At 50.2% G+C, this 492-nt stretch carries 1 protein-coding gene and 1 pseudogene; one reads left to right on the plus strand and one right to left on the minus strand.

The features are described 5' to 3' along the window. Positions 1 to 257 (plus strand): chloride channel protein (locus tag ACTHUR_RS19220; protein ID WP_440400384.1); only part of this gene is annotated, 257 nt, incomplete at its 5' end. A gap of 75 nt (positions 258 to 332) precedes the next feature. Here the strand turns inward: ACTHUR_RS19220 and ACTHUR_RS19225 are convergent. Next, positions 333 to 492: pseudogene (locus tag ACTHUR_RS19225) on the minus strand (ubiquinone biosynthesis regulatory protein kinase UbiB); the annotation flags it as partial.

Below are 492 nucleotides of genomic sequence, written 5' to 3' on the forward strand. Positions count from 1 at the left end.
CGTCCAATGTCGCGGTTTTGCTTTGCATGGCCGCATTCCTTGCCGCTGCGACCCAATCGCCGTTGACCGCCGCCGTGGTGGTAATGGAAATGACGGGCGGACAGAATTTATTGTTTTGGATGCTGCTGACTTGCATCTTCGCTTCGCAAGTCTCGCGCCAGTTCTCGCCGCACCCATTTTACCACGCCGCAGGTTTGCGCTTCAGACGGCATATCGAAGCTGAAAGCGGATATGTTCAGCACGAGAAAAAAGAATAGGTCGGCATATAAAAAGGCCGTCTGAAAATCGATTTCAGACGGCCTTTATTATGTCGTTTAAAGCTGTATTACAGTTTATTTACACAGCAAAATCAGCAGCAAAACAACCGCAATCACACTCAGCCACAGGCTTTGGCGTTGCTGTACTTTGACCAAATGCACATAGGCATCGCGCATTTCCTGCTGGCGGTTTTCATCAACCAGCGCACTGATTTTTCGCGGCAGGGAAGGGATG

The sequence above is a fragment of the Neisseria sp. P0021.S007 genome, assembly GCF_051956855.1.